We start from the raw sequence: 17,046 nt of genomic DNA on the forward strand, positions 1-17,046 counted from the left end.
CGCGCGGGCCGCTCAGGCCGAGAACTTGCGCACCCAGTTCAGGTACGTGTCCAGCCAGCCCTGCAGGAACTTGCGGCTGCCTTCGCCGATGTTGCCGTCGGCGTCGATCAGGCCTTCTTTCATCTGCACGAAAGCCTCGGGCTGGCCCAGCGTGGGCATGTCGAGATAGCCGAGGATCGGGCGCAGGTGGGCCTGCGCGAGCGCCGTGCCGATGGCGCCCGGCGAGGTGCCGATGATGCCGGCCGGCTTGCCGGCCCAGGCGCTGCTGCCGTAGGGCCGCGAGCAGTTGTCCAGCGCGTTCTTCAGCACGCCGGGGATCGAGCGGTTGTACTCGGGCGTCACGAACAGCACGCCGGCGCTGGCGGCGATGTCCGCCTTCATCTGCTTGACGGCGGGCGCCTGGTTGGCATCGTCGTCCTGGTTGTAGAGGGGCAGGGCGCCGATGTCCAGGTGCTTGAAGCTGGCGCTGCCGGCCGGGGCCAGCTTCTCCAGCGCGAGCGCGAGCTTGCGGTTGTAGGAGTCGCGGCGCAGGCTGCCGACGACAACGGCGATCTGGAGGGGAGAGGAACTCATGGATGCGGTCCTTTCTTTCGGTCAGGCGATCGGTGAGGTGATGGCGGGCTCAGTATGCCGCGCGGCGCGCCGGCGTGCGGGGCTGGCGCTGCGCCGCGTGCCGACCAGGCGGTGGATGAAGCCGAGCTTGTCCACCACCGGCGCCGGCAGCACGAAGGGATAGCTGTCGCGCGCACCCAGGCCGCGGTCCATCGCGTTGACGAACTGCGACAGCGGCAGCCACTGCTCGATCAGCTGCGCCGCCAGCGGCTGGCCCAGGTCCAGCGGCAGCGGCTGCACCGGCGCCGCCTCGCAGTGCTCGGGCAGCGCGCGGTCCAGCCGCAGGCCCCAGGCAGCGGCCGTCTCCAGCGCGTCCTGCATGTGCAGGTAATGGGCGAAGCATTCGGCCCAGTCCTCCCAGGGGTGGGAACTGGCGTAGGCGCTGACGTGGCGCTGGGGCCAGTCGGCCGCCGGGCCGGCCTCGTAGTGGCGTTGCAGCGCGGCGCCGTAGTCGGCCCGCTCGTCGCCGAACAGGCGGCGGAACTCGCCGATCCACTTCGGCCGGCCGCGCACCAGCCGGTCCCAGTAGTAGTGGCCGATCTCGTGGCGGAAATGGCCCAGCAGCGTGCGATAGGGCTCGTGCATGCTGGCGCGCATCTGCTCGCGGGTGGCGTCGTCGGCCTCGGCGATGTTGAGCGTGATGCGGCCGCCGGCGTGGCCGGTCAGCACGCTCTCGCCGGGCGCCAGCGGCTCCAGGAAGTCGAAGGCCAGGCCGGCCTGCTCGTCGTCTTCCTTGCTGGGCACGGGCAGCCGCAGGGCCAGCAGGCCGTAGATCAGGCGGCGCTTGGCCTGTTCGATGCGCGTCCAGGCCTGCAGGTTGCCGGGCTTGTCCAGCGCGGGGATGGTCGCCGTCGTGCGGCAGCTCAGGCACAGGCCCTCGGCTGAATCGGCCGGCAGCATCCAGTTGCACACCGGCATCAGCGGGCCGCCGTAGTTGGCGCAGGGCTTGTGCGCCGCGCCGGGGCCCAGGCGCTGCCAGGCGCCATCGGCCAGCGTGTCGTCGAAGGAGGCCATCGCCATTTCCGCCGGCACGAAGCCCAGCCGCGCGCCGCAGCCCTCGCAGACGGTGTTGTCGAAGAAGATCCGCTGGCCGCAGCGGCTGCAGGTCATCATCCGCATCGTCGTCGTTCCTGTTCTTCACAAACGAATGCCCCATCCGGCTGCGGATGGGGCATCGGCGGGTGTGCCGGATTGTGCGGCCGTCAGTGTGACTTGTTCATGGCGTCCTTGGCGGCCTCGCGGGCATCGCCGTAATTCTTCTGCGCCTTGCCCTCGGCCTGCTTCACGAGGCCCTTGGCCTGCTGGCTGGTGCTGCCGACCACCTGGCCGGCCTTCTGCTGGATCTTGCCTGCGGCGTCCTTGGCGGCGCCCTTCACCTGGTCCTTGTTCATGGCTTGTCCTTCAACAACAAAAACGAGGCGTCCAGCTTAGGCCGGCTGCCGTCGGGCGCGCTGCGGGACGAGGCCGGGCCCGTGCGTCGGCCTGCTCCTACCATCGCCGTCCTACGCGCCCACGCGGGCCGCGCCCACACCGCGGCACGCCGCTAACGCAAAGAATCAGCGGCATGGCGAACCTGGACAGCGCAGCAATCGACGAAGCCCCCGAGGCCTCGCCCCGCCGCCGCGCCGGCTGGTGGCGCAAGCTGGGCCCCGGCCTGATCACTGGTGCTGCCGACGACGACCCCAGCGGCATCGCCACCTACTCGCAGGCCGGCGCGCAGTTCGGCTACGCCACCAGTTGGGTGCTGCTGCTGACCTGGCCGCTGATGGCCGGCATCCAGTTGGCCAGCGCGCGCATCGGCCGCGTCACCGGCAAGGGCCTGGCCTGCAGCTTCGCGCTGTTCTGCCCGCGCTGGCTGGTATGGGCGCTGGTGAGCCTGCTGCTGGTGGCCAACGTCATCAACCTCGGCGCCGACCTGAACGCGATGGGCGACGCCGCCAGCCTGCTGGTCTTCGGCGGCCATGCGGGCCACGCCGGCACGGTGGCCTTCGTGCTGGGCTTCGGCGCGCTGTCGCTGCTGCTGCAGGTGTGGCTGCCCTACCGGCGCTATGTGCAGTTGCTGAAATGGCTGACGCTGCCGCTGCTGGCCTATGTGGCGCTGGCCTTCGCGGTCCATGTGGACTGGCCGCAGGCGCTGCGCGCCACGGTCTCGCCCTGGCAGGCGCCCTGGGGCCAGCGCGACTACCTGACCGGCCTGGTCGCCATCCTGGGCACGACGATCAGCCCCTACCTGTTCTTCTGGCAGGCCTCGCAGGAGGTGGAGGAGATCGCCCGCGTGCCGCAGGACCACGCGCTGTGCGAGGCGCCCGAGCAGGCACGGCGCCAGAGCCGGCGCATGAAGCTGGACACCTGGGTCGGCATGGGCTTTTCCAACCTGATCGCCTTCTTCATGATCGTGGCCACCGCGGCGACCCTGCACGCCCAGGGCGTGCAGCACATCGAGAGCAGCACGCAGGCGGCCAGCGCGCTGCAGCCGATCGCCGGGCGCTGGGCCTTCCTGCTGTTCGCGCTGGGCGTGATCGGCACCGGCGCGCTGGCGCTGCCGGTGCTGGCCGGCTCGGCCGCCTACGCGCTGGCCGACCTCTGCGGCTGGCGCGCAGGGCTGGACCGCAGCCTAAGGCGCGCGCTGCCCTTCTACGGCGTGATCGCCGCGGCGATGCTGCTCGGTGCGGCCATCGGCAGCGCGGGCTGGAACCCGATCTCGGCGCTGGTCTGGTCGGCCGTGATCAATGCAGTGATCTCGGTGCCGATCATGGCGGCGGTGATGATCGCCGCCGCGCATCCCCGCGTGATGGGCAAGCTGCCGCTGGCGCCGCGCTGGCGCGTGCTCGGCTGGGGGGCCACGGCGGTGATGGCTTGCGCCACCCTCGCCATGGCCGTGCTCTCCCTGAGCAAATAACTCGTTATTTCAGTGGTCTGCGCTCGTGGCGCGGCCGGCGCCCGTCGGACTCGGCGAAGTGCCTGGCCCAGGCCGGCTTGCCGGCGCGCTGGCGGCGGCCGTCTTCGTCGACGAAGCGCTCCTCGTCGATGAAATCGGACAGCGGCTCGTCGTCGTGGTCCGCCTGACGGTTGAAGAGCGTCGGGTTCACGCCCGGGTACATCCTTTGTCCCATCGTCGGTGCCTCGCAGGGAATCAGTGGTGACAGGTGCCGCGCGGGCAAGTCGCGTGCCCGCGGCGGAGCGCAAGAATGACCGACAGGACTTTGCCGGCTCGTCCTACAGGACCGGCTGCTGCCGCCGCTGACACTGAAGGCAAGCGAATCCAGACAAGGAGTTCTCCATGCTGAACAGCGTCAGCCGCATCCGCGGTACTCGAATCCATGCCGTGGACGGCGACATCGGCCAGGTGAGCGAGGCCTACTTCGACGATGACAAGTGGGTCATCCGCTACCTGGTGGTGGACACCGGGAGCTGGCTTGCCGAGCGCAAGGTGCTGATCTCACCGTATTCGGTCAAGCATCCGGTGGAAACCGGTGAACCGCTGAACCTGAGCCTCAGCCGCGAGCAGGTCCGCAACAGCCCCGACATCGACACCCACCAGCCGATCTCGCGCCGCCACGAGCGCGAGGTGCTGGGCTACTACGCCTACCCGGACTACTGGGACGGCGCCGACCTCTGGGCCATGGGCGGCTACCCCTTCCTGCCCCTGATGCCAGTGGTGCCGGTGGCGGGGCAGCTCGCGCCGCCGGTCGACGAGAGCAAGATCCCGCCCGAGGAACTGCACCTGCGCAGCTCCGCTCACGTGGACGGTTATGACATCCAGGCCACCGACGGCAGCATCGGCCACGTCAAGGACTTCGTCTTCGACGACGAGTCCTGGGCCATCCGCTACCTGCTCGTGGACACGCGCAACTTCTGGCCGGGCGGCAAGAAGGTGCTGATCGCCCCGCAGTGGATCAAGGACATCAGCTGGACCGAGGGCAGCGTCGCCGTCAGGCTCAGCCGCGAGCAGGTGAAGGCCAGCCCCGAGTTCGACGAGAACATGGTGCTCGACCGGGACTACGAGCGCCGGCTGTACGCGGCCTACGGCCAGCGCGGCTACTGGGACGATCACGAGCCTTGATTGAGCCAGCCGCCCGTGAATCCGGCGCGCAGCAGGCCGCGGCGCAGCGGCTCGCAGCCGCGCATCAGCTTCCAGATCATCGCGCTGCGGTAGTTCTCGATCATCAGCACGGTCGGGCCCTCGTTGATGCCGAAGTGGTAGGGCGAGACCCAGCCGATGTCGTCGCTCGGGTCGCCGTGGAACACCGGGTTGAACGAGGCCTTGAAGCCATACGGGTTGGGCACCGACAGGTGCAGGCCGGCCATGTGGGTGATGGTGGGGGCGACGATCTCCGGCGCGAAGGGCAGGGAGGCGGCCACGGCCCAGGGGGCGATGGTGCCGTCGTCGGGCCCGTAGGGCGCGCCGCGGGCGATGTAGTCGTAGAAGCTGCGCTCGATGCCGTCGATCTTCTTCGTCATGCAGCCGGGGCCGTCGCTGGCGGTGATGCCCCAGACCAGCGGGCCCAGGTGCCGGAACCCCTGCGGATTGCGGATCGCGTACTGCTGCTGGACCAGCGTGGCGCGGCGGCTGTTCTCGAAATAGTCGCTGCCACGCTCGCGCATGAAGGCGTCGCGGATGCCGCGGAAGTCGCACCAGATGTGGGACATCTGGTGGATGAACAGCGGGCCGGCATAGAGGTGCTCGATGCCGTAGATGCGCTTCCACTCGTAGGTGGCGCACCAGGCGGCGTAGCTCTCTGGCGGGATCGGATGGGTGGGCGAACCCAGGGCCAGCAGGTAGAGGATCAGCGCCTCGTCATAGCCTTCCCAGCGGAAGGGCAGGAAGCCGCCGGCCGTCTCGCCCGGCGGCCGCCAGCCGTGCCGCAGCGTCGGCCCGCCGTCCAGCATCCAGGCCCAGTCCACGCGCTCGTAGAGCTCGCGGCCGAGCCGGCGGATCTCGGCTTCCTCCGGGTCGTCCTCATGGTCGAAGAACTCGGCGGCGGCCAGCACCCCGGCGATCAGCAGGGCCGTGTCGATGCTGGACAGTTCGCACTGCCAGGCGCGGCGGCCGCTGTGCATGTCCAGGAAGTGGTAGTAGAAGCCGCGGTGTCCGGTGGCCTCGGGGCCTTCGCCCTGTTCGCTGGCGGCGAGGAAGCGCAGCATCGCCAGCGTCCGGGCGGCCGCGTCGTCGCGGGTGATGAAGTGCCGGCGCGCCCCGACCAGCCAGACGGTCAGCGCCATGCCCATCGCGGCGATGCTGGCGGGCCAGTTGTCGCTGGTCTTGTCGAGCACCAGGCCCAGCTTGGGGTTGGTCTCCTCGACGAAGTAGTTGAAGGAGTTCATCTGGAGGCGCCGCAGCGTGCGGGCGTCCAGCGAGTCGCCGAGCCGGTCGGGTGGCCCGGCCGAGGCGGGGGACAGGGTTCTCGCCGTTGCGACGCTACTGCTCAATTCGTCGATGGCCATGGGTTCCTCGTGAGCGCTGACCGGCTGAATCATCGAGGCGCGGCCGCGCGCGCCTTGTAGGACTGGGCCTGCTTTGCGAGGGGGCAGATTCCCTTTGCATGGCCGCAGGACGGGCACGCCGAATGCCCCGCTGCGTTTTTCACCTGCTGCGGAGCATGCCGTCATGAGCAAGAAATACCGGGACCACGCCTACGTGGTCGAGGCGTTGCTGGACGGCGGCGTCTGGACCGGCCGCTACCGCCTGCTCGGCGACCCGGCCGCCGTGCCGGCGGGCCACGCGCAGAAATTCACCTGGGTCTCGATGGAGCACGGCTGGGCCACCCGGCAGGAGGCCGAGACCAATGCCGAGGAGGCCGCGCATGCCGCGATCGACGCGGTCTACGGCATCCCGGCGCGCATCGACATCTAGCCCGTCCTGCACGCCGCCCAGTGCGCGCCGTCCGCGATGACGAAATCGCGGAAGGCCGCCGGCACGCCGGCCAGCAGCGTGTCGCGCCGCTGGACGAAGCACCAGTCGATGGTCTTGGGCATGTCCACCACGTCCAGCACGGCCATCAGCCCGGCCTGAAGCTCCACCTGGAAGGTGTGGGCCGACAGGAAGCTGATGCCCATGCCGCACATCACCGCCTGCTTGATCGTCTCGTTGCCGGCCAGCTCCAGGCCGGCCTTGACCTGGATCGCCTGGGACTGCAGCAACTGCTCGAGGAACTGCCGCGTGGCCGAGCCCGGCTCGCGGAAGATGAAATGCTCGTCGCGCAGGTCGGCCCAGCGCAGCCGGCTCCGCTGGGATAACGGGTTATCCGGATGGGCCACGATGCAGTGCGGGTGGCGGGCGAAGCTGGTGGCCTCCAGGTCGCTCTCGGAGGGCGGGTAGCCGGCGATGGCGATGTCCAGCCGGTGCTCGTTGAGCATCGCCAGCACCTCGCCGCGGCTGGCCACCGTGAGCTTCAGCCGCACCTCGGGGTGGAGCTGGTTGAACGCATGCATCAGCCGCGGGGCGAAGTAGTGGGCGGTGGAGACCACGCCCAGGTGCAGCAGGCCGCGCTGGCCGCGCCCCTCCTGCGCGGTGTAGCCGGCCAGCGATTCCTCGGCCATGCGCAGCTGCGCGCCGATGATGCGGGCGTGCTGCAGCAGCTCGCGGCCGGCGTCGGTCAGGCGGCTGCGCTGCGGGCCGTCGAACAGGGCCACCGCCAGTTCCGTCTCGAGCTGGCGGATCTGCATGGAGACGGCGGGCTGGGTCATGGCCAGCACCTCGGCGGCGCGCGAGAAGCTGCCATGCCCGGCCACCGCCTCGAAGACGCGCAATGCGCGCAGATTCATCATCAGGAGTTTCCCGAGGTTTGGTGGGCCAAAGGGTCAGGTCTTGCTGGGCTATCGGTCAATTGCTGCAACTCTATATTGATTTGCTTATGGACTGAATCAGGATTCATCAATTGTCCCGATACGGCAGCCTGCCTAGAGTGCGCAGCCAGGAGACGACGTGATGACCGACGACAACAAACCCTTCCCGCGCTGGGACGACCAGCGCGCCGCCACGCTGGATGCACCGAACCTGCTGCTGTACCGGAGCAACCTGCTGGGCTCGGACCTGCGCATCACCAACTACGGCGGCGGCAATACCTCGGCCAAGCTGGTGCAGGCCGATCCGCTGAGCGGCGAGCCGGTGGAGGTGCTGTGGGTCAAGGGCTCGGGCGGCGACGTCGGCTCGATGAAGCTGGACGGCTTCTCGACCCTCTACATGGACAAGCTGCGCGCGCTGAAGAAGCTCTACCGCGGCATCGCGCATGAAGACGAGATGGTCGGCTACCTGCCGCACTGCACCTTCAACCTGAACAGCCGCGCCGCGTCCATCGACACGCCGCTGCATTCCTCGCTGCCCTATGCGCATGTGGACCACATGCATCCGGACGCGGTGATCGCGATCGCCGCGATGGAGAACTCCGAGGCGATCACGAAGCAGGTGTTCGAGGGCACCGTCGGCTGGATGCCCTGGCTGCGTCCAGGTTACGAGTTAGGGCAGCAGCTGGCGGCCTATGACGCGGCCCACCCGGGGCTGCGCGGCATCGTGCTGGGCGGGCACGGCCTGTTCAGCTGGGGTGATACGGCCAAGGCCTGCTACGAGAACACGGTGGACCTGATCGAGCGGGCCCAGGCCTGGCTGGAGCAGCAGCGCAGCGCGCGCAAGCTGCAGGTGTTCGGCGGCACGAAGCTGCAGGCGCTGGCGGATGCAGAGCGAGACGCCACGCTGGCGCGGCTGATGCCGGTGCTGCGCGGCCTGTCCGCCGAGGGCGGCTCGGCCAAGCTGCTGCACCTGGACACCTCGCCGGCCGTGCTCGAGTTCGTCAATTCGCAGCAGCTCGAGCCACTGGCGGCGCTCGGCACCTCCTGCCCGGACCACTTCCTGCGCACCAAGATCCGGCCACTGATCGTGCCCGAGTCGGTGTACGCGCAGACCGGCGCCGCGCTGCGCGACGGCCTGAAGCATCTGCTGGCCGGCTACCGTGCCGACTACGCCGCCTACTACGAGCGCTGCAAGCGCCCGACGAGCCCGCCGCTGCGCGACCCCAATCCGGTGGTGATCCTGCTGCCACGCATCGGCATGGTGACGATCGCCAAGGACAAGGCCACCGCCCGCATCGCCGGCGAGTTCTACGTCAATGCGATCAACGTGATGCGCGACGCCGATGCGGTGGACCGTTATGTCGGCCTGCCGGAGCAGGAGGCCTTCGACATCGAATACTGGCTGCTCGAGGAAGCGAAGCTGCAGCGGATGCCGAAGCCGAAGCCGATGGTCGGCAAGGTGGCGCTGGTGACCGGCGGGGCCGGCGGCATCGGCCAGGCGATCGCGAAGCGGATCCTGGCGGACGGCGGCTGCGTGGTGCTGGCGGACATCGATGCCGAAGCCTTGGGCAGCGTCGGCGCCGAGCTGGCCAAGGCCCACGGCAGGGACCACGTGCGCGGCGTCGCCTGCGACGTGACGTCGGAGGCCAGCGTCATCGCCGCCTTCAACCGCGCCGCGCTGGAGTTCGGCGGCGTTGACATCCTGGTCAGTAATGCCGGCATCGCCTCGGCCGCGCCGCTGGAAGACACCTCGCTGGAACTCTGGAACCGCAACCAGAGCATTCTCGCCACCGGCTACTTCCTGGTGGGCCGCGAGGGCTTCCGGCAGATGAAGGCACAGGGCACGGGCGGCTCGATCGTGATGATCGCCAGCAAGAACGGCATGGTGGCCAGCAACCAGGCCACGGCCTACTGCGCGGCCAAGGCGGCCGAGATCCAGCTCTCGCGCAGCTTCGCGCTGGAAGGCGCGCCGCTGGGCATCCGCAGCAACGTCGTCAACCCGGACGCGGTGATCCGCGGCTCCAAGATCTGGACCGGCAAGTGGAGCGAGGAACGCGCCGCCGCCAACAAGATCGACGAGCAGGACCTGGAGGCCTTCTACCGCGAGCGCTCGATGCTCAAGCGCAGCGTGTTCCCGGAGGACATTGCCGAGGCCTCGTACTTCTTCGCCGCGGAGCATCTCAGCGCGAAGAGCACCGGCAACATCCTGAACGTGGACGCGGGTAACCTCGCCGCCTTTACGCGATGAACGTTCCTCCGTTTGCCCTGAGGTATCGAAGGGCCCATGCGAATGTTCGGCTGAGGGCTTCGATACCTCAGCCCGGACGGACGGACGGCTGAGCCGCGAGAAGAAATCAAAGCCACAGGAGACAAGCCATGGCACGCATCACTCAAGACCACATCGCCGCTCATAACGACAAACTTCAGCGGCACGTCAAGAACGACTACGAAACGCTGGGCGAACAGCTCGCCCGCCGCGGCGTGGACATCGAGACCGTCCGCGCCCAGGTCGCCGCCTACGGCGTCGCGATCCCGAGCTGGGGCGTCGGCACCGGCGGCACCCGCTTCGCTCGCTTCCCCGGCCAGGGCGAGCCGCGCAACGTCTTCGACAAGATCGAGGACTGCGGCGTCATCCAGCAGCTGGCCCGCGCCACGCCGACCGTCTCGCTGCACATCCCCTGGGACAAGTGCGGCGACTGGTCCGAGCTGCGCCAGGCCGCGGCTGCGCAGGGCCTCGCCTTCGACGCGATGAACTCCAACACCTTCTCCGACCAGAAGGGCCAGGGCCACAGCTACAAGTTCGGCAGCCTGAGCCATACCGATGCGGCGACACGGGCGCAGGCGGTGGAGCACAACCTCGAGTGCATCGCGATCGGCAAGGAACTGGGCTCGAAGGCGCTGACCGTCTGGGTCGGCGACGGCAGCAACTTCCCCGGCCAGAGCCACTTCCGCCGCGCCTTCGACCGCTATCTGGACAGCGCCCGCCAGATCTACGCCGCGCTGCCGGGCGACTGGCGCATGTTCCTGGAGCACAAGATCGCCGAGCCGGCCTTCTACAGCACCGTGATCCAGGACTGGGGCAGCAGCTACCTGGCTGCCACCGCGCTGGGCCCGCAGGCGCAGTGCCTGGTAGACCTGGGCCACCACGCGCCCAACGTCAACATCGAGATGATCGTGGCCCGGCTGATCGCCGCGGGCAAGCTGGCCGGCTTCCACTTCAACGACAGCAAGTACGGGGACGACGACCTCGACGCCGGCAGCGTCTCGCCCTACCGCCTCTTCCTGGTCTTCAACGAGTTGGTGGCCGCGGCGCACGAGAAGGTGGCGGGCTTCGACCCGGCCTACATGCTGGACCAGAGCCACAACGTCACCGACCCGATCGAGAGCCTGATGAGCAGCGCCGTGCAGGTCTGCCGCACCTATGCGCAGGCACTGCTGGTGGACCGCGCCGCGCTCGACGCGGCGCAGGACGCCAACGACGCGATGACCGCCTCGCAACTGCTGAAGACCGCCTTCCAGACCGACGTGACGCCGCTGCTGCAGCGCGTGCGGCTCGATGCCGGCGGCGCGATCGACCCGGTCGCCTGCTACCGCGCCAGCGGCTATCGCCACCAGGCGGCCGAGGAGCGCCCGGCGGTGCAGGGCGGCGGTGGCGGCATCGTCTGAGCACCTGAAGAATCTGTACCAGGAGGGGCGCTGGACAACTGCCTCGCAACATCAATACCGGAGACCGAAGACCATGATGAAGAACAAGCGCAGCCTGCTACTGGGCACCGTCCTTTTTGCCGGCGTCACGATGCTGGCCCAACCCGCCTTCGCCGCCGACAAGATCGCGCTGGTCGTCAAGAGCCTGGGCAACGGCTTCTTCGACGCCGCCAACCAGGGCGCGCAGGACGCCGCCAAGGAGATCGGCGGCATCGAGATCATCTACACCGGCCCGGCCAAGGCCACCGCCGAGGGCCAGATCGAGATCATCAACACGCTGATCGCGCAGAACGTCAAGGCCATCGTCATCTCGGCCAATGACCCGGATGCGCTGGTGCCGGTGCTGAAGAAGGCGATGCAGCGCGGCATCAAGGTCGTCTCCTTCGACTCCGGCGTGCGCAAGGACGGCCGGCTGATGCACCTGGCCCCGTCCTCCACCGAGCTGATCGGCCAGAAGCTGGTGACCATGGCCGAGGACGCCGGCGGGAAGAACGCCGAGATCGCCGTGCTCTCCGCCACCGCGCAGGCCACCAACCAGAACGCCTGGATCGCCGTGATGAAGAAGGTGCTGGCCGAGCCGGCGCACAAGGGCCTGAAGCTGGACGCCGTGGTCTACGGCGACGACCAGACCGACAAGAGCTACCGAGAGGCCCAGGGCCTGTTCAAGAGCCATCCGAACCTGAAGGTCATCGTCGCCCCGACGACCGTGGGCATCGCCGCCGCCGCCAAGGCGGTGCAGGACGAGAAGAAGGTCGGCCAGATCTTCGTCACCGGCCTGGGCCTGCCCTCGGAGATGGCCGGCCATGTGCACAGCAAGGCGGTCAAGAACTTCGCGATCTGGAACCCGATCGATCTGGGCTATTCGTCGATCTACGCGGCGCAGGCCTTCATCAAGGGCGCGAAGAGCGAGGCGGGAACCAAGATCTCGCTGGGCAAGGTGGGCACCGTGACCCTGGACAAGGAGAACGAAGCCGCCATGGCCGAGCCCTTTACCTACGACGAATCCAACGTCGACAAGTTCGCCAAGTTCTTCTGAAGAAGCATGGAAGAGGCACCGAAGCCGCTGCTGACGCTGCGCGGCCTGCACAAGCGCTTCGGCGCCACCCATGCGCTGCGCGGCGTCGACCTGGACCTGCATGCGGGCCAGGTGCTGGCGCTGATCGGCGAGAACGGCGCCGGCAAGAGCACGCTGGTCAAGACACTGACCGGCGTGCACCAGCCGGACGAGGGCGAGATCCGCTTGAACGGCGAGTCATGCGCCTTCGCCCGCGCCCAGGATGCGCAGGCCGCCGGCATCGTCGCCGTGCACCAGGAAACGGTGATGTTCGAGGAGCTGTCGGCCGCCGAGAACATCTATATCGGCCGCCAGCCGATGAAGCGCAGCTGGGCCGGCCTGCAGGTGATCGACTGGGCGCGGATGAACCGCGAGGCGCAGGCGGTGCTGGACCAGGTCGGCGCCGGCTTCGCCGCGACGACGATCGTGCGCGAGCTGAGCCTGGCGCAGCGCCACCTGATCGAGATCGCCCGGGCGCTGTCCCAGCAGGCGAGGGTGGTGATCCTCGACGAGCCGACCGCCGCGCTCTCGCACGCCGAGATCCATGATTTCTACGGCATCGTCCGCGGCCTGAAGGCCCAGGGCGTGGCCATCCTCTTCATCACCCACAAGTTCGACGAACTGTTCGCCGTCTGCGACCGCTACCTGGTGCTGCGCGACGGCGCCTCGGTCGGCGCGGGGCTGATGAGCGAGGCCGACGAGCCGGGCCTGGTCAGGCTGATGGCCGGCCGGGCGATCGAGCAGATCTACCCGCCGGTGAACAGCCAGCCCGCCGGGACCGTCCTGCAGGTGAAGGGCCTCTCGCACCCGACCGAGTTCGAGGACCTGAGCTTCGAGCTGCGCAAGGGCGAGATCCTGGGCTTCTACGGCCTGGTCGGCGCCGGCCGCAGCGAGGCGATGCTGGCCCTGATGGGTCTGAACAAGGAAGCCAAGGGTCAGGTCTTGATCGAGGGCCGGCCGATCGACATCCGCGAGCCGGCCGACGCGATCGCCGCCGGCCTCGCCTACGTGCCCGAGGAGCGCCAGCGCCAGGGCGGCGTGCTGCCCTTCAGCGTGCGCCACAACATGAGCCTGGCCGCGCTGGCCGGGCCGCGGCATGCGCTGCATGGCCGCATGTCGCGCGGCGGCTGGCTATCGCCTCACCTGGAGCGCGCGTTCGCCGAGACGATGATCAAGCGCCTGTCGGTGCGCACCGCCTCCGACGAGGCGCCGCTGTCCTCGCTGTCCGGCGGCAACCAGCAGAAGGTGGTCATCGCCAAGTGGCTGGGCCTGGCGCCGCGCATCGTGATCCTGGACGAGCCGACCAAGGGCATCGACGTCGGTGCCAAGCAGGCGGTCTACCAGCTGATCGCCGAGATGGTGGAAAACGGGCTGGCGGTGATCCTGGTGTCCTCGGAGCTGCCCGAGGTGATGAACCTGGCGCACCGCGTGATCGTGATGCGGCGCGGGCGGCAGGTGGCGGAATTCGGCAAGGGCGAGGGTTCGGCCGAGGCGATCGTGGCCGCGGCCTCCGGCCTGGCCCATGCGGCGGTGGCCGAGGAGATGGCCGCATGAAGCGAATCAAACGTGAATGGATCCTGCTGGCGATCATCGCCGCGATCACGCTGGGCGTCGGCGCGCGCGCGCCGATCTTCCTGACGCTGCGCAACGCGCTGGACATCGGCAACGACTCGGCCATCCTCGTGATCCTGGTGATGGGCCAGATGGGCGTGCTGCTGACCCGCGGCGTGGACCTGTCGGTGGCGTCCAACCTGGCGCTGACCGGCATGTTCTGCGCGCTGGCGGGCAAGGCCTGGCCCGGCATCGGCCTGCTTGAATTGCTCGTGATGGCGGTGACGATCGGTGCGCTGCTGGGCGCCTTCAATGGCTGGCTGATCACCCGTTTCGCGCTGCCGTCCATCGTGGTCACGCTGGGCACGATGTCGCTGTACCGCGGGGCGATCTTCGTCGCGAGCCACGGCGCCTGGGTGTCCGACCAGGACATCCACCCGCTGATCAAGGGCCTGCCGCGCGATACGCTGCTGGGCCTGCCGATGCTGCTGTGGTTCGCCGCGGCGGTGGCCCTCGGCGCCGCCTGGCTGCTGCGCTGGCGGCGCGAGGGGCGGGAGCTGTATGCCTATGGCGGCAATCCGTCGGCCGCGCTCTACGCCGGCATCCCGGTGAACCGGCGGCTGCTGATGGCGTACACGCTCTCGGGCGCGCTCGCCGGACTGAGCGGGCTGCTGTGGGTGGGCCGCTATTCGATCGCCTTCACCGAGCTGGCCTCGGGCTACGAGCTGACCGTGATCGCCGCCTGCGTGATCGGCGGCGTCAGCATCGGCGGTGGCGTGGGCACGGTGACCGGCGCGCTGCTGGGCGTGCTGTTCATCGGCGTCATCAACGGCGCGCTGCCGGTGATCCAGGTCTCGCCGTTCTGGCAGCAGGCGATCGCCGGCTTCGTGATCCTGGTGTCGGTGGCGCTGAATGCGCGCTCACAGCGGCAGGCGGGGCGGCAGATTCTCGAGCGGAGGGCAGTGGCATGAAGGCGCTGGGCATGTGGGAGCGCGTGCTGATCGCGCTGATCGTGGCGGTGTATCTGGTCTTCGGCCTGGGCATCGAGGGCTTCCTCTCGCCGTATGCGATTGCCGACAGCACGACCAATATCAGCGAGAAGGCGCTGATCGCGCTGGCGATGGCGCTGCTGGTGATCGCCGGCGAGATCGATCTGTCGATCGCCGCGACGATGGCGCTGTGCTCGCTGGCGATGGGCAGCGCGATGCAGGCCGGTGCCGGGCTGCCGGTGATGCTGCTGGCCGCCGCGGGGACAGGTCTTGCCTGCGGGGCGCTGAACGGCTGGCTGGTGACGCGCTGGCGGCTGCCGGCGATCGTGGTGACGATCGGCACGCTGTCGCTGTACCGCGGCCTGGCGCTGGTCGTGCTGGGCGACCAGGCGATCACCGGCTACCCGGAGGCCCTGAGCACGCTGGGCAACGGCACGCTGGGCGACCTGCTCGGCGTGCCGGCCTTGATCGTGCCGATCGAATTCGTCGTCATGACGGTGATGGCCGTCGCCGTGGGCCTGTTCCTGCACCGCACCGTGCACGGCCGCCGCGTCTACGCGATCGGCGCCAACGCCACCGCCTCGCGCTTCTCCGGCATCGCCGTGGACCGCTACCGCTTCGGCCTCTTCATGTTCGCCGGCCTGATGGCCGCGCTGGCCGCCGTGCTGCTGACCGGCCGCATCGGCAGCACCCGGCCCAACCTGGCGCTGGGCTGGGAGCTGGATGCGGTGACCATCGTGATCCTGGGCGGCGTGGCGATCGAGGGCGGGCGTGGCAGCATCGTGGGCACGGTGCTGGCGGCGGTGCTGCTGGGCTGCTTCACCTTCGCGCTGGGCATGCTGAACGTCTCGGGCATCGTGATGTCGATGATCGTGGGCGCCTTGCTGGTGGTGTCGATGGTGTTGCCGAAACTGGTCCCGAAGCTGAGAAAGGCCCACGCATGACGACGAAGATCGCCTTCCGCATGTTCCTGAACCCCGGCCAGCGCGAGGAATACAAGCGCCGCCACGACGCCATCTGGCCCGAGCTGGTCGACCTGCTGAAGACCAGCGGCATCAGCGACTACAGCATCTTCCTGGACGAGGAGCGCGACGTGCTCTTCTCGGTGATGCGGCTGGCCGACGACCACACGATGGACACGCTGCCCCAGCATCCGGTGATGGGCCGCTGGTGGGTGTACATGGCCGACATCATGCGCAGCCACCCGGACGGCTCGCCGGTGATGGAGGCGCTGCCGCTGATGTTCCACCTCGACTGAGATGCAAGACCTGACCCTGGTCATCGACATCGGCAAGAGCAACGCAAAGCTCGCGCTGATCGACGCTGCCGGCGAGGTGCTGGCGTCGACGAAGACAGCCAACGTGTCCGTCCAGGATGAGCGTTACGGCTATCTGGCGCTCGGCACCGGGCGGCTCGCCGACTGGCTGCACGACGGCGTGCCCGCGCTGCTGGCCGGCCGCGTGCCGTCGAGGATCAGCGTCACGACCCATGGCGCCGCCTTCTGCGCGCTGGGCGACGATGGCCTGCTGCTGCCTCCGATCGACTACGAGTGGGATGGCTACGGTGACACGACCGCCGGCTTCGAGGCCTCGCTGGCCAACTTCGCCCATCACGGCTCGCCGCGCCTGCCGCTGGGCCTGAACGCCGGCCGCCAGATCGACTACGTGGAGCGCCGCTGGCCCGAACTGCTGCCGCGGCTGCGCTGCTGGCTGCCCTATCCGCAGTACTGGGCCTGGTGGCTTGGTGGAGAGGCCGTCAGCGAGCTCAGTTCGCTGGGCTGCCACACGGGCCTGTGGGCGCCGGCCGAGCGTCGCTTCAGCGACTGGGCCCTGGCCCGCGGCGTGGCCGGCCGCTTCGCGCCGCTGCGCCAGGCCTGGGAGACGATAGCCACGCTGCGTCCCGCCCTGGCAAGGGCCTGGCGATTGCCGGAGACGGTCGAGGTGCTGGCGGGCGTGCACGACAGCAATGCCTGCCTCGCCCGCTACCTGCGCGAAGAGCCGGAGGCCACCGTGGTGTCCACCGGCACCTGGTGCATCGTGATGGCGCCCGGCGCCGATACGACGCGGCTCGCGCCGCAGCGCGACGAACTGGTCAACGTGGCCATCGACGGCCGGCCGGTGGCCACTGCGCGCTTCATGGGCGGGCGCGAGTTCGAAGCGATCTGCGACGGCGCCGATCCGGCCCTCGCCACCGCCCAGGCGCTGGCCGAAGTGCTGCGCGGCGGCTGGATGGCGCTGCCGGCCTTCGCCGATGGCGGGGGGCCGTTCATGGGCCGGCGGGGCAGCATCGTCGGTGGTGAGCCGCCCGAGCGGCTGCGCCCGGCGCTGGCCGCGCTGTACTGCGCCGGGA

Annotated in this window: 17 protein-coding genes; 11 read left to right on the forward strand and 6 right to left on the reverse strand. The window is 69.1% G+C overall.

All coding sequences use genetic code 11. From position 1 onward, the window contains the following. Positions 1-12 precede the first annotated feature (12 nt). The 3 genes from B0W88_RS06890 to B0W88_RS06900 all read right to left on the reverse strand — a co-directional run bounded on the left by B0W88_RS06890 (position 13) and on the right by B0W88_RS06900 (position 2,003). Positions 13-573, reverse strand: a complete 561-nt coding sequence (locus B0W88_RS06890) for an NADPH-dependent FMN reductase (protein WP_077033922.1) — start codon at positions 571-573, stop codon at positions 13-15. A 21-nt stretch (positions 574-594) separates the two neighbouring features. Continuing rightward, positions 595-1,731 (reverse strand): putative zinc-binding metallopeptidase, encoded by a 1,137-nt coding sequence (locus B0W88_RS06895; protein ID WP_077033923.1) that lies wholly within the window; start codon positions 1,729-1,731, stop codon positions 595-597. An 83-nt stretch (positions 1,732-1,814) separates the two neighbouring features. Beyond that, positions 1,815-2,003 carry a CsbD family protein gene (locus B0W88_RS06900; protein WP_077033924.1) on the reverse strand — a complete coding sequence of 63 codons (189 nt, stop codon included), beginning with the start codon at positions 2,001-2,003 and terminating at the stop codon, positions 1,815-1,817. A 173-nt stretch (positions 2,004-2,176) separates the two neighbouring features. Here B0W88_RS06900 and B0W88_RS06905 point away from each other — a divergent pair, with 173 nt between their 5' ends. Further along, positions 2,177-3,511 (forward strand): NRAMP family divalent metal transporter, encoded by a 1,335-nt coding sequence (locus B0W88_RS06905; RefSeq protein ID WP_077033925.1) that lies wholly within the window; start codon positions 2,177-2,179, stop codon positions 3,509-3,511. A 4-nt stretch (positions 3,512-3,515) separates the two neighbouring features. Here the strand turns inward: B0W88_RS06905 and B0W88_RS06910 are convergent, their stop codons facing one another. Beyond that, a complete protein-coding gene (locus tag B0W88_RS06910) occupies positions 3,516-3,725 on the reverse strand; it encodes a hypothetical protein (RefSeq protein ID WP_158080814.1) in 210 nt (69 codons plus the stop codon). 167 nt (positions 3,726-3,892) lie between these two features. Here B0W88_RS06910 and B0W88_RS06915 point away from each other — a divergent pair, with 167 nt between their 5' ends. After that, positions 3,893-4,675, forward strand: coding sequence for a PRC-barrel domain-containing protein (locus B0W88_RS06915; protein WP_077033927.1), 783 nt, complete (start codon positions 3,893-3,895; stop codon positions 4,673-4,675). Here the strand turns inward: B0W88_RS06915 and B0W88_RS06920 are convergent. Next, positions 4,663-6,057 (reverse strand): glucoamylase family protein, encoded by a 1,395-nt coding sequence (locus B0W88_RS06920; RefSeq protein ID WP_083748626.1) that lies wholly within the window; start codon positions 6,055-6,057, stop codon positions 4,663-4,665. The two genes, B0W88_RS06915 and B0W88_RS06920, sit on opposite strands and share 13 nt — an antisense overlap. Positions 6,058-6,220: 163 nt before the next feature. Between B0W88_RS06920 and B0W88_RS06925 the strand changes: the two genes are divergently transcribed. Further along, positions 6,221-6,466, forward strand: coding sequence for a hypothetical protein (locus B0W88_RS06925; protein WP_077033928.1), 246 nt, complete (start codon positions 6,221-6,223; stop codon positions 6,464-6,466). On the opposite strand, the gene B0W88_RS06930 is transcribed toward B0W88_RS06925, so the two are convergent. After that, positions 6,463-7,380, reverse strand: a complete 918-nt coding sequence (locus tag B0W88_RS06930) for a LysR substrate-binding domain-containing protein (RefSeq protein ID WP_077033929.1) — start codon at positions 7,378-7,380, stop codon at positions 6,463-6,465. The two genes, B0W88_RS06925 and B0W88_RS06930, sit on opposite strands and share 4 nt — an antisense overlap. Before the next feature lie 160 nt (positions 7,381-7,540). Between B0W88_RS06930 and B0W88_RS06935 the strand changes: the two genes are divergently transcribed. From B0W88_RS06935 to B0W88_RS06980, 8 genes are all read left to right on the forward strand, one after another. Continuing rightward, a complete protein-coding gene (locus B0W88_RS06935) occupies positions 7,541-9,646 on the forward strand; it encodes a bifunctional rhamnulose-1-phosphate aldolase/short-chain dehydrogenase (protein WP_077033930.1) in 2,106 nt (701 codons plus the stop codon). A gap of 128 nt (positions 9,647-9,774) precedes the next feature. Beyond that, a complete protein-coding gene (gene rhaI, locus B0W88_RS06940; RefSeq protein WP_083748627.1) occupies positions 9,775-11,064 on the forward strand; it encodes an L-rhamnose catabolism isomerase in 1,290 nt (429 codons plus the stop codon). A gap of 73 nt (positions 11,065-11,137) precedes the next feature. Then, positions 11,138-12,139 (forward strand): rhamnose ABC transporter substrate-binding protein, encoded by a 1,002-nt coding sequence (rhaS, locus tag B0W88_RS34375; RefSeq protein ID WP_198937790.1) that lies wholly within the window; start codon positions 11,138-11,140, stop codon positions 12,137-12,139. A gap of 6 nt (positions 12,140-12,145) precedes the next feature. Beyond that, positions 12,146-13,711 (forward strand): sugar ABC transporter ATP-binding protein, encoded by a 1,566-nt coding sequence (locus tag B0W88_RS06960; RefSeq protein WP_077033934.1) that lies wholly within the window; start codon positions 12,146-12,148, stop codon positions 13,709-13,711. Then, on the forward strand, positions 13,708-14,679 hold the full coding sequence (locus tag B0W88_RS06965) for an ABC transporter permease (protein WP_077033935.1): 972 nt from the start codon (positions 13,708-13,710) through the stop codon (positions 14,677-14,679). The genes B0W88_RS06960 and B0W88_RS06965 overlap by 4 nt, the downstream gene beginning before the upstream one ends. Next, positions 14,676-15,641, forward strand: coding sequence for an ABC transporter permease (locus B0W88_RS06970; protein ID WP_077033936.1), 966 nt, complete (start codon positions 14,676-14,678; stop codon positions 15,639-15,641). Before B0W88_RS06965 ends, B0W88_RS06970 begins: the two co-directional genes overlap by 4 nt. After that, the gene (gene rhaM / locus B0W88_RS06975; protein WP_077033937.1) at positions 15,638-15,955 is read left to right on the forward strand and encodes an L-rhamnose mutarotase; all 318 of its coding nucleotides are present in this window, start codon (positions 15,638-15,640) and stop codon (positions 15,953-15,955) included. Before B0W88_RS06970 ends, rhaM begins: the two co-directional genes overlap by 4 nt. A 1-nt stretch (position 15,956) precedes the next feature. After that, a partial coding sequence (locus B0W88_RS06980; protein WP_077033938.1) for a hypothetical protein occupies positions 15,957-17,046 on the forward strand: 1,090 nt, incomplete at its 3' end.

The sequence above is a fragment of the Pelomonas sp. KK5 genome, assembly GCF_001984095.1.
Taxonomy (GTDB): Bacteria; Pseudomonadota; Gammaproteobacteria; order Burkholderiales; family Burkholderiaceae_C; genus KK5.